This is a genomic window from Bacteroidia bacterium, from assembly GCA_041391665.1.
Classification (GTDB): domain Bacteria; phylum Bacteroidota; class Bacteroidia; order J057; family J057; genus JAGQVA01.
In genome coordinates this window covers 2,459,135-2,472,200 of sequence record JAWKNO010000002.1, presented here as the reverse complement: position 1 = coordinate 2,472,200, position 13,066 = coordinate 2,459,135, and the positions used below count along the sequence as shown (strand labels likewise).

Annotated in this window: 5 protein-coding genes; 2 read left to right on the top strand and 3 right to left on the bottom strand. The window is 46.8% G+C overall.

Going from position 1 to position 13,066, the window contains the following annotated elements:
* Nucleotides 1–110: 110 nt before the first annotated feature.
* Together R3D00_21470 and R3D00_21465 are read left to right on the top strand one after the other, a co-directional pair.
* Nucleotides 111–1,607, top strand: a complete 1,497-nt coding sequence (locus tag R3D00_21470) for a CHAT domain-containing protein (GenBank protein MEZ4775764.1) — start codon at nucleotides 111–113, stop codon at nucleotides 1,605–1,607.
* Nucleotides 1,608–1,737: 130 nt separating this feature from the next.
* Entirely contained in the window at nucleotides 1,738–6,057 is a 4,320-nt protein-coding gene (locus R3D00_21465; GenBank protein MEZ4775763.1) for a WG repeat-containing protein, read from the top strand.
* Here the strand turns inward: R3D00_21465 and R3D00_21460 are convergent.
* The 3 genes from R3D00_21460 to R3D00_21450 all read right to left on the bottom strand — a co-directional run bounded on the left by R3D00_21460 (nucleotide 6,051) and on the right by R3D00_21450 (nucleotide 13,036).
* On the bottom strand, nucleotides 6,051–8,084 hold the full coding sequence (locus R3D00_21460; GenBank protein ID MEZ4775762.1) for a tetratricopeptide repeat protein: 2,034 nt from the start codon (nucleotides 8,082–8,084) through the stop codon (nucleotides 6,051–6,053). The two genes, R3D00_21465 and R3D00_21460, sit on opposite strands and share 7 nt — an antisense overlap.
* A 331-nt stretch (nucleotides 8,085–8,415) precedes the next feature.
* A complete protein-coding gene (locus R3D00_21455; GenBank protein MEZ4775761.1) occupies nucleotides 8,416–9,978 on the bottom strand; it encodes a T9SS type A sorting domain-containing protein in 1,563 nt (520 codons plus the stop codon).
* Between the two features lie 31 nt (nucleotides 9,979–10,009).
* Nucleotides 10,010–13,036 carry a TonB-dependent receptor gene (locus R3D00_21450; protein MEZ4775760.1) on the bottom strand — a complete coding sequence of 1,009 codons (3,027 nt, stop codon included), beginning with the start codon at nucleotides 13,034–13,036 and terminating at the stop codon, nucleotides 10,010–10,012.
* Nucleotides 13,037–13,066 lie beyond the last annotated feature (30 nt).

The following is a 13,066-nucleotide window of genomic DNA, read 5'->3' as shown; positions in this document are numbered from 1 at the left end:
GGCTTCCGTTTTGCAAAAGAATTTTATTCGAAATTCGTCTGTAACAAAGTAAGTTAATTGTCGAAACTTAACCCAATGAATCTTCCCCGCGTGTCAGATATTGGACATAAATGGCTGAACCTTATACACCAGTAATATTTCTCGCGTACGCCAATGACAGGACGGACCCCAATCGCTACCTAAGGAACCTTGTTTCTGAGGTCAGAAACATTCGCCGTCTTTTGGAAAACAAGGTTTCGCCGCCTTACCGGATAATTGTACGGGGAAATGCCACTTTGGAGGAAATTGAAGAGGTATTCAGGCGCAATCCGGGTAGCGTGGAAGTATTCCACTACGCCGGGCATGCCGACGGCATGCAACTCTTGCTGGAGTCTGAGTCAGGAGAAAAAGAAGCCGCAGGGCTCGAAAGTTTTACCCGTTTTTTGGGAAGCCAGTCCAACCTCCGGTTGGTTTTCCTCAATGGCTGTGCCACCCAAAATCATGCCCAGGCACTTATCGGGGCTGGTGTTCCAGCGGTTGTAGCGACTGATACTGCGATCAAAGACAGAGCCGCTCTCGCGTTTGCCAACCGTTTTTATAAAAAACTCGCCGATCACCGCACCATCCGGCAGGCGTTCTCTGATGCCGAATCCCGTACATACAACCAACTAAACCGCGGGGAAAATTATCGTTCCCTCTATATCCCCGGAGAAGAGTCTGCAACATTTCCCTGGAAACTTTGGGGCAAAGGCACCGATTGGCGGCTCAATATCGCCGCTGCCGACGGGCAGGGTGCGATTGTGCCTTTCCTCTGTGACAGAGACCGGCAGGTGGAGAGTTTCCGCGACAGTTTTGAAAAAATCGTCAGTGAAAATCTTCATCCGGCACATATCTATTTTATTCACGGTACCCGTACAGAACGCCACCGAAGTCTGATCCGGCGCTTCAGGGAAGTGGATATCCGGTATCAGGCGGAGCGTTTATTTGGCAGGGAAGCGGGGCTGGTAAACTTTTACGACGTCAAAGACTGGCCTTATACAGGCGACACCAATATGCGAAAACGCAACCTGAAAAGAAGTCTCGCGATTGCCTGCGAACTGCCGGGTGTTTCCGCAACAGAATGGAATGTGCATGACCTGGCTTTACTGAAAGCACCAAAAGGCGGAATTGTTGTTTTTCAGCACACAATCTTTGCCGACAAATGGGACAGCGGCACTTTCCAACTGCTCAGATGGTATGCAGATGAATGCTGGCGCGCACATTCCGACCAGGAACTGCCCCGGTTTATCATTTTTATCAGCATCATCTACCAGGAAGAGCGCCGCACCTTCTGGAGCAGGTTGTTTGGATTACAGGGACGACGCCAGGACGTGCGGAAAAAGCTGTTTCAGTTGGGCCAAATGTACAGAGATCGGGTGTCGGTTTTGCGGGAGCTTAGTCCGGTTTCCTATACAGATGTAGTAGAATGGGTAGAAGAGTATTTCCCGGAAACACTGGCCGCACTCCCTGATATTATATTTGGAGACAAAACTGACCGCCCTCTACCGATGGAAATCATCGAATACCAGTTGCTACAGGAAGCGGAAAGAGTTCAACGGGAAAAAGCCCAGCGAGAACTATATGAGTAAGAGAGAATGTGTTTTTATAAAAAAGAGAATAGATTATTTTTTAATTTGTAACGTTCAATAACTATAGACAAAACCGCCTTTGTCGCTGGATAACCAACATACCCATCTGATTCTCTTCGAGGACTTTATTATGTTCCTGCGAAATAACGGCTATCCTGTAGGCGTAGATACCCACTTACAAGTACAACAACTACTGGAAGAACTCGGTCCGGGTTTTCCCGCCGAAAGGCTGAAAACGCTTCTTGCACCCGTATTTGCCAATTCTACCGAACAGCAGGACACCTTCTACCGCCTGTTTGATGATTTCTTTGAAAGTTATCAGGCTGGACTTCTCAACGATCCAGAACCTGAACAACCGCCGGTCATTTCGACCTCCGGAAAAGAGCCTTCGGGAATGTTGCAGTTTCTTTCCCGCCGCCGGTCTTATCTGGTTGCTCAGTTGGTACTGATTCTCGGACTGGGCTATCTGGGCGTACAGGGTATTGATTGTTATATCAAAACCGGCAATATTCAAAATGCTTCGTATTGTCTTTTGGGAATTTCCAATCCCTTCCAACGGGTAGATTCACTCGGTGGTATGCAGGTCAACACCCCGGACAGTGTATTAGCCTCCACTTCGTTTCCGGAAACACATTCCCGCAAAGACACCCTACTCAGCCAACTGACCACACAACTTCCTCTGGAAAAAAGCGGGCTGATCAGAGAAGATATTTCAGATCTAAAAGCTGGCCTCTTTCAGCAATATGGGCCACTGTTGAAAATTTTGCTGATTGTAGGGATCATTACTGCATTTATTTTTTACGAATCTTATTGGTACAACCGAAAAAAGCTGTTTTTGATAAAAGAACGAGGCAAAATGCCTCCGTATGTATGGACTATCCACACCGGCCATAAAGGTTTTCAACTTTATACTGAGCAAAAGTTTTTTGAGGCCAGCCGCCGCCTCAGAGAGCGTGAACCCGGAGAGGTTACAGACCTGAATGTGGACAAAAGCATCTCACAAACTGTAGAAAAAGGGGGCTTTCCCTCGCCGGCTTACGACCCGCGTTCCCGCCCGCCCGAATATCTGGTTCTCATTGCCAAACAAAGTGCACGAGACCATCAGGCTATGTTGTTTGACCAGTTGATGCATGAGCTTAGTCAGCAGGATATATACATCGAGCGATATTTTTTCGAACAGGATCCTCGTCTTTGCTGGAAAGACCGGTATGTCGATGAGATTTATCTTGAAGACCTTTACCGCCGGTTTCCGGAAAACCGGGTGGTCATTATCGGTCAGGCAGAGTCTTTTTTTGATCCGGTTACTGACCGGCTGGCAGACTGGAGTGTATTGCTGAAAAAATGGAAGCAGGTTGCGATTGTTTCACCCAAATGTCCTTTAAGCTGGGGGCACCGGGAGGTCGAACTATCGCGAAATTTTATTTTTACCCCCGCCACTACCGAGGCGTTGGGTGTGATTGTTGATATTTTTAATGACGACCAGCACCCACCGCTGCGGTACTGGATTGAGCAGAACCTCTACCCTATTCCTCCTGATCCCGAATCACCCGATCTTTTGCGAAAGCTTGAGGTTTATTTTGATACATTTTATACCGGGCTGGACGAGACATATGAAATACATAGCGGAAAAGACAGCTTTACCTGGCTGTGTGCCTGTGCAGTGCACCCCCACTTAGCCTGGGATCTTACCCTGGCTCTTGGCGAAGCGATATCGACCGCTCATACCGTTTCACTGGTCAATCCCCAGACACTTTTTAAACTGGTAAGTCTGCCCTGGTTCAGAGAGGGGGAAATACCTGAAGATATCAGAGAAAAACTTATTTCCCGGCTCCAGCCCAAAGAGCAAACCCTGGTCAGACAAACCCTGGTCCATATTCTGCGCGAAAATCCACCTCCGGCAGGTTCTTATGCTGAAGCCGAACATCAGTTAAATATAGCGATTCAGGAAGCAGAGTTAAACCCAAGTCTGGGCAGCAACCTGCGAATGATCCAGCAGGCTCAAACTTACAGCCTCAATCACGAAATCCGCGACAAAACAGTCATCAAATCCCTCAAATCCCTGCCGGAAGCGACTTTCCGGTTTTCCCTTCCCGGAGCGATCAATAACGGACTGTTTCGGCAGGGAATACCTGCATTGGGCCTGCGTACATGGGTCAGGGCCAGCACTGCACTGGCGACCGTGATCCTGATCATATTTTCGCTTGATCCTTCGCGGCTTGACCGGGTGCATACCTTTTCCGGAGAAAGATATTTTTTGGAAAATAAATCCTCCCGGATGCGGTTTCATACCTATGTCGGCAATTCTTATTTCGACAGCCTGAATTTCGCTGCCGCACGGGAAAATTATCAGATATCGCTTCTTCTAAAAAAGGAAACCAACCGTAACGATTACCTCACCCCCGACTTCAACCTCTCCTATCTTACCTGGGAAGAGGGAAATGTCGAAGAAGCGCGGGAGGAATTTGCCAGACTTAGCGAAAAGGCTGCGGACCTGGAAAATGATTCGCTGACACCTCTTCCTTCCAAACAACTGCTCGCCCGGCTTCGCAGTGAAGCAGAATATAATCAGGGCGTCATTTATTACCGTACCCAACAGCCAGAAGCGGCAGAAGAACAGTTTCGCGATGCAGTCAAGGCGGATAGTACCCATGCGAATGCCATTTATGCGGAGGCCGTTTTGTTTTTGCAAAAAGGTTTACTGGCCACAGGTGCCAATCAGCAAAACAGCCTGAGTCTTTCTTTCAACCGGGTAGATGATCTGCTTTCAGTCGCACCGGACTATTTCAGGGATAAACAAAACTTCGTATCGACCCTGGATTCTATCAACCAATTTACAGAAGACAATCAGGTAAAAGAACGGGTAGGAATGCTTCTTTCTGCGATCAATGGAAAGGCCAGTGATTCCATTCCGGAAATTCCGCTGATCACGGATACGGCAAACAGCAATTTTCCCAAAATTCTCCCAAAACTTAAATATATCACCAGCTTTGTTGAAGGGCTGGCATTGGTTGAGTACGGGGGGAAATACGGATTTATCGATACTACCGCAAGCCTTTTGGGCATCAAATACCAGGACGCACGGCCATTTTCAGAAGGAAGAGCGGCTGTACGACTGGGAAATCAATGGGGTTATATCAACCGCAATCTGGAAACGGTTATTCCCTTTCGTTTTGACAATGCACGTGACTTCCGGCAGGGTTTCGCTACAATCAAATCTGTAGGAAAATGGGGCGTAATTGATGGAAAAGGAAAGGTAGTCATTCCTTTTGCCTACGAAAGTCCTGTTGAGTTTGAAGATGCCACGCTTCTGCAAAAACAGAAACCCTGGGCGGTGGTATTTTTGGACGGAAAATATCAATATATCGATCAGGAGGGAAACCTGATGCTCAATGGGATGAAGTTTCAGTATGCAGAAAATTTTTCCGCAGACAACCGGGCCAAAGTCAAACGATACGAAAAAAAGTTTATGATTGACAGGAACGGAAACTGTATCCCGTCATCTGTACCCGACGGTAAATGTCCGACCGAAAAATGGGAAGCAACACTTACCTACCGGCTTACCGGCAATGAGAGCCAGGTAAATGTTTCGCTGTTTGCGCCAAATGGAAGCTTTATTGTCACAGCCTCTGCCGACGGGTCTGCCCGTGTATGGAGCCGCAATGGCGAAAAAATTATCGCTACCCTGGCTCATGGAGGAAGCATTTATGCAGCGGCGATTTCGCCTGACAGCCGGTATATTGCGACCGGATCTGCGAATAAAACGCTCAGGATATGGGCACAGGTGTCACCAGGATCATGGGAATTGCTTCGGACGCTGGAAGACGCAAGGGCGGCAATCTGGTCTGTTGCTTTTTCGCCTGACAGTCGTTTTGTCGTCACAGGATCTGCCGATCAGGTGATTCGCGTTTACAATCTTGCGGAAGGAAAAATGGTCAATACGCTCGAAGGGCATGCAAATGGGTCCATTCTGACTTTGGTTTTTTCGCCCGACGGCAAACAGCTGATAAGTGCAGGAGAAGACGAAACCGTACGGATCTGGAACTGGAAGAAAGGGGAAGCGGCGGGAAGTTTGCCGGGAAGAATCGGAGAGGTACTTTCTGCTGCATATTCTCCCAACGGAAGATATCTCGCCCTGGGCACACGCAACAAACTAGTGAAGATCTATGAAATAGGAAATGCAGGCCCCAAACTGGTAATTCAGTTTGACACATTTGAGGACTGGGTATCTACTGTAGCATTTTCGCCAGACGGGAAATACCTGCTTACCACCTCTTATGATAACCGGGTAAGGGTATTTAACCTGAATACCCGTGAAATGGTGTTGAGTATCCGGCACCCGGGTACGGTAAAGTCGGCGGCGTTTTCACCTGATGCGAAATATATCCTTACGGCTTCATGGGGTGAAGAGGGCAACAATCGGGCGAGCATTTTTGAAATAGAAGCTTATTGATTGCCCAATGGGAAAACTGTAAAATGTATTTTCGTACCATTTCCTGGCGAGGATTCTGCCCAGATTTCGCCATGGTGAAGATTTACGATTTTCTTACAAACAGACAACCCAATCCCGGTACCACTGTATTTATCAGAAACGGTTCCCCGATAAAATAAAGAAAACACTTTCGAAATGCTCATCGGATCAATCCCTATTCCATTATCCTGAATGGTAAAATGATAGCCGTTTTTTTCGGGGCTGGCAGAAATATGAATCAGCGGTGGCTCCTGGCTGCGAAACTTTACCGCATTCTCTATAATATGAAAAAACAGAAGTTCAGACAGATTTTCATTGGAGGTAATCACGGGAAGCGGAGCAGCCTGCACAATGGTGATTTCAGTATCAGGTATATCCTCCAAAATCTTTAAGCGGACATTTTCCACAATTGCTGCCGTATCGACCTGGCTGACCGCGTGATTTTCTATCTCTACGATTACATAGCTGAGCAAATCATCGAGCATCAGTTTGAGATCATGGACTCCCTGCACGGAATATTTCATAAACTCGCCGGCTTCAGCAGGGAGCGTGGGCGCATAACGCATATTAAGGAGAGAAACATAACTTCCGATTCGGCGAAGCGGCTCTCTAAGGTTATGGGAAACAATGTAAGCAAACTCATTCAGGTCATGAAGAGATTTTTCCATCCGGAAGTTTTTTTGCGCAATCACTTCACTTTGAGTTTGGATTTTCTGATTCTGAATTTCCAGCAATCGATTCAGCCTTGATTTGGACCGATACCGGCTGACGAGTACGCCAGTCAAAATCAACACAAGCCCCAGCGCGATAAGAGAGCTTACAAGCCAGATGGTTCGCAATTGATTGGCGTATATAAGCGCCTGTTTTTCCTTCTCCTGTTTCTGTACTTGTTCCTGAATCACTAACCTTTTTTCCAGCTTCTTGAGTTTTCCCTGTCCTTCCACGGCAAAGAGACTATCTTTTAGCTGCATATATTGCTCCTGGACTTTATATGCAGCCGAAAAATCGCCCATAAGCGCAAAAGTATGTTGCAGCTCTTTTTGCCCAAACAGGATACGCTCTGTGAATTGATGCGCTTCAGCTACGTCCAATGAAGACTGAAAAAAACGTACAGCTTCATTGTATTGTTGATTATCCTGGGCAATGCGGCCAAGATTATAATTGATCACACAAACACCATAGATATTATCATTTTGTTGCGCTTTCTTCAGGGCTGAAGAAAAATAAAAAAACGCACTATCGGCGATATGCTGATCGAGAAAAACAGCACCTATATTGTTGAGAACAGAGACAATTTCATTGTAGTTGTCTGCTTTTTTCATGAGCGAATAAGCAGAACGCAAATAAATCATGGCAGAATCATAGTTTTTTGTTTCCCGGTAGGTATCGCCGATAAGATTTTGGGTAGAGATGATCGCAGCGGTATCGTTAGTAGCCAATGATATTTTCATCGACTTCTGAAACCCTGATATCGCCTTTGGGTATTCTTCCTGATATTGGTAAATACAGGCCAAATTGTGATATATATTTCGGAGAATGCGAGCACCCTCTTTTTCCGAAAGGCCAAGTTCCAGTATACGCTCATATTCTTTTACTGCCGCCTCATAGTTCATATCCAGTTGGTAAGTAGCGGCCACGGCGTTAAGAATATAGGCAACATCAATCCGTGGAGTATTTTTATCGGCAAGACTGAGCGCAGAAGTGAAATACCTAAGAGCGGAATCCGTTTGGTGATTGTGAAAATACACACTACCGGCAACCCTTAAAGCCTCTATTTGAGCTTCTGTATTATTTTCAATCACTGCCAGGGAGCACGCTTTTTGAGCCAGAGCTAATGATAAAGAATTATTTTCTCCGACAAGAGAGTCAGCTTTCCCGATAAGAGATTGAATCAGCGCATCGTGAGCGAGGTAACTTTCGTGTAGCAGCACAGAGTCAACAGACGGTGAAGACTGCGAAGAAGCCAGGCAAGGAATAAGTAAGAGAATACTTAATAAGAGAGCAGGCAAAAGTATGGGACCGGGTGATAGCACAACATTAAAAATGGTTGCGTTTTTGAATTAATGAAAAACCGTATTGATCCCCTTTATTAACAATTCCAATATCGGATCAAATTAGTGATTTTAAGAAAGAAAACAAACTGTGATTGCGGAATTAAAAGATATATGCAGAGAATAATTACGGATATGCGCAAAAAGCACAGGTTTCCGTTCCATCCTTGTTGTAGTGGAATGGGTGCGGGAAGTTTAAGGAACAGACTAGTCCTTGATTTTTACAATAAAAGACCCGGTGCATACCGAAGTCTGCACCGGGTTGAGTACTTTCATCAAAAAAAAGACCTTATTGCTTCACAAATTTCCGGGAGCTGATTTTGCCGCCTTTTTCGAGGAGGCTCAGTACGTATACGCCGTTGCTGAGATCTCCGACATATATTTCCATAAAAGGAATCCGTGCGGTGAGCTGTACTTCGCGAACTTTCTGTCCCATCAGGTTTGTAATTATCACCTTCTGCAGATCAATGTCCTGAATCTCATACAGGAAAATATTTTCAACCGCCGGGTTGGGGTACAATTTGATTTGCTGCCGGGTGAAGAGATCCTCCACACCTGTCACGACCGTGGTATAAGCACCCAATGGTTGTCCCGCATCACCCGCGGTTGCAGAGGGTTCGTAGTTGCGGTAATGAAAGTCGTGTAACACGGTGTATCGGTTGATATTGCCTGTACCCAACGCAGAGTAGTTGACATCTGGCGTAAGGTCGGAGAAATCCCACGGCTGCGCCGTCGGGAAAGCCCCCGAAGTGGATGTGTCAGTCATAATCGCCGTGATAAACTGAAGCGGTAGCGGTGGCTCATTGATAAAGGCGATATCCTGGCTCAAAGCTGTACCTGCCGTACCGGCTGAATCCATCGCCGCCTGCGCCGCAGGGGAATAACTTGTAATCGGTACAATCGTATCTCCGCGCACATTCGTATCGGCAGGAAGTGCTGCGATCAAATCCGGCTCAATAAAAAAGTTGTTGTGACTGACCGTATAGTTCGTGGGGCCCGTGCTCATCGTGTCAAGATTCAACACATAATCCGGAACGCCACTGATCGTCTGTCCCAAAAATCCTCCGTTGAACACAATATTGTTGGTAAACTTCATCGCACCGACATTCACCAACGTAAACCCATGCTGACCGGATCCCCAAATGGTATTCTGGTCTATATGCAGGTAGTTAATCGAACCGCTGCCACTATGCCGGTAAATACGGCTGGTAACGCCATAGATTACCGACTGCTCTACCCAAATGGTATCGATCGGCACTCCGCGGTTGTCAATAAACCGCCCGTTGTCGGGGTTGTTGGGCTGCCCCATCCGGTTGAAAATGGAATTGGTAACGTAGATTTTGGAATTGTCTCCCTGAATACGGAAACCAGCCTGTCCCACATCTTCCACAATACAATCATCAATATGAACACTTACATTATCTGAGTTGATCCGAAATGGGCGAAGTACATAGTTGCCCAATATATCCTGGGCACTGATGTGCAAACCCTTGAGGGTAAGTGATCCGCCGCCACCGTCTATACGAAAAAGCTGATCAAGGGTAGAACCGCCCTGCTCAACATTATAAATAATCAATGGCCGGGCCTGAAATTCGGAAGTATCCGGACTTTCTGATACGATTTGGAGGTGATAATCCCCAAACTGGATCTCGGCACTAAGCAGATAGGGAATGCCTCTCTTCAGGACATATATCCTGCTGGAATCTGCTCGTTGCCCGTTTGGCAGCGTATCTCCTGCTATGGTGCTATTGAGAATGCCAGGATTGCCCGGGGGAACAAACATATAAGATTGAGCAAAAGCGCTGAATCCTATACAAAGGATACTGAGCAATGATAGAAGAGAACGTTTCATAGGTAAATTGGTTAAGGGTAAAGAAAATTATTTACTTACTGAATTTAAACATCAGCCCGAGGTCGGCGGTAAAGCCAAAAAACTCTTCCTCCTGTAACTGATTAATCGTACCCTGAAAGGCTCTTTCAGGGGTATTGGTAATATTGTTCATATTAAACATGACTGTCCATTTGCCCTTTTTATCGATTCGCTGCTTTAGTGCCAGGTCAAATCGCATAAAAGACGCGTCATAGAAATCTTCTTCCGGAATCGCTCCTACCCCCGAACCGGAACTTCCAATACCCGGATTTCCGGGAGACAGGGCACTGCTCTGATAAATCATCGAAATACGCCCGGAAAAACCTTTCCTCTCGTATCCAAGCGTCGCATTGGCGATGATATTTGCCTGTCCGACAATAGGCCCTGACCGAACTGTGTCCGTCACAATCGTAACAAAAAAAGGCGGGGTGGGAATAAAGGTCGTCTCTACATCAAACAGGGGATAATAGGTTTGCGACCTCGCCAGGGTAAGGTTTGCCCCGATGATGATCCCATTCCAAAATCCGCCCAGGGGCCGTAGATTGGCCTGAAGATCTATTTCCAGGCCGCGCACAGTTGATATCCCTTCAATATTATCAGGCTCTGTCAGCGAATAGCCTTTAAAATCGTCATTTCCGACGATGGTACGGGTGCGCACGTAGTCTATATTTTCCAGTTCTTTATAAAACCCGCCCAATGTCAGCAGGCCAAATTTATTATAGAAAGACAAAAAAGCATCGTAGTTATTGGCATTGGTATGAAGAAGATCGGGTTTGCCTCTGTCAATAATTCGCTCGGCCACATTGATCCGCTCCCAGGGTACAAGATTAAAGAAATTGGGTCTGGCCAGGGTGCGTGTATAAGCCAGGCGTACGTCCATCCATTTGGCGGCTTTGTAGCGAAGATGTGCCATAGGAAGAAAATCGTCATAGCCCTGGGTTGAGGAAACGTCCACCAGTTCCAGAAACCCTGTCCCGCCTTCGTCTTCTCCTTTTGGTGCACCAGATCGGCTGGTATATTGCTGGCGGGTGTTTTCATAACGAAGTCCCCCCATCAGCATGAGTTTTTCGCCAATATTTACTTCTGACATCACATACCCTGCGGTAATTGATTCGTTGGCGTCATAGTCTTCCAGGTCTGCTTCCTGATTGATATGGTATCCGTTATCCGCATTTTTATATCGCTCATAAAATCGTCTGATTTTTTCAATATCAATCTGACCTTTGTAGGGAAGTTCCTGACCTGCCTGATAATTGGTGCCATAAAGCGCATTGTATGCAGCAATATCCACTTCTTGCAGGGTAGTCGTAAAGGTATCTCTCAGACCCGGTGTACCGGGTAAAATATCAAATTTCCCATTGTAATAGCCGTCGTTGGTATAGTCGCCCAGAAAGTTGACCATCAAAATTTCTCCTGCGGCATTTTTCACAAACAGTTCAGGATTTTGCCGGGCGGGGTTATCTACGGGGAGATAGGGATTGATAAAAAGTGCGGACTGGTCACGGGCGCGGATAAAATTGCGGTATTTTCCCCCTGTTTTGAAATAGCCGTTGATACTTTTGGATAGTTTAAAATTGTATTTCAAATCAGCCTGTAACGTGCGGATATCTTCATCTACTTTGGAGGTCTCAAAGTTGCTGTCGTACATGATCGTTTTGTCCAGCGTATTTTTAAATATACCCGGAATCGCCTCAATGGTCGCGTTTTGGGGCTGGCTGTTAATGGCTGAAAGTTCGCGAAACCGCCCCGAAAGAGAATAGGGTGTATTCTGATCTGAAGAAGATAAAGATCCCTGCCAGGTAAAATCCAATTTCCCGAAATGATGTTTTCCGGTAAGGCTGTTGGACAAAAGCAGGGTATTTCCATTTCTTTCTCTGACGTCAAACTCCTGATAGGCATTCGTAACCCTGTACCTCCTTCGATAACGCAATTCCTCCCGGGTAGAATACCCCAGACTGGAACTGAGCATTACTTCGTGGTTTTTGTTAAAGGTATAGTCGGCTGTAACACTTCCGCCCAGCCGGTCGCGTACCTCGAGTTTGTCTCCCAGGTTCAGGTTGTCGATTTTGATAATTGGCTCTCCGGTTTGTGCATTGACGCCCTGATAGACGTAGTCTGTCGCGAGAAATTCTGAGCTCCGGTTGGCCCGCTGGAAGTTGCCGGTCATAATTATACCGATCTTATTGTCTGCAAAACGATTGCTTAGGCTCAGGTTGGAGCGAAACTGCTGCGGATCATTTTTTAACCCATTGTACCCGCCCAATGCACGACCATTTACCTGAAACCCGGGTGCAGCTTTTCTGATCGAAAAGTTCACCGTACCCCCGATCGCATCGCCATCCATATCGGGTCGCAGGGCTTTGTACAGCTCAATCCCGGCCAGCATATCGGGAGAAATCATACTCAAATCCACTGAGCGCGACTCGGGGTCGGTAGAGGGAAGTCTTTCTCCATTGATGGTGATATTGTTGAAGCGGGGCGAAATACCGCGAACCGTCACCTGCTGCCCTTCTCCCCCATCGCGGTACAAGGAGACGCCCGCCAGTCTTCCTACCGCTTCAGCCGCGTTTTGGTCGGGCAATTCCTGCAATTTTTCCTTCGAGACAACATTGACAATGGTATTGGAATTGATCTGTTGATTGATCGCGGCAGCCTGCCCTTCGCGCTGGGCGGTCATTTCCACCGTTTGCAGCGTCACACCTTCAGGCGAAAGCTTCACGTCCAACTTCAGTTCTTCGCCAGAACGGATGCTCACAGAAATGACCTCCGTCTTATACCCCAGATAGCGAAATTCCACTTCATATTCCCCCGGAGGCACCTGTCTCAACCTGAAACGACCTTCCGTATCAGAAGTAGCGCCAATATTCAGACTGCGAATACCTGCGGATGCGAAAGCCATAGGGGCACCGCTTTGTGCGTCGGAGATGACACCGTAAATGAGGCCATTTTCAACTTCATATAAACGGAAGTCTGCACCATAGCTATAGAAACATGCAGATAGACAAACCCAGACAATTAATATTGCAGTAGTGCTTTTCATAGGCATTGAAGAAGAAAGGTTAAACTCAAT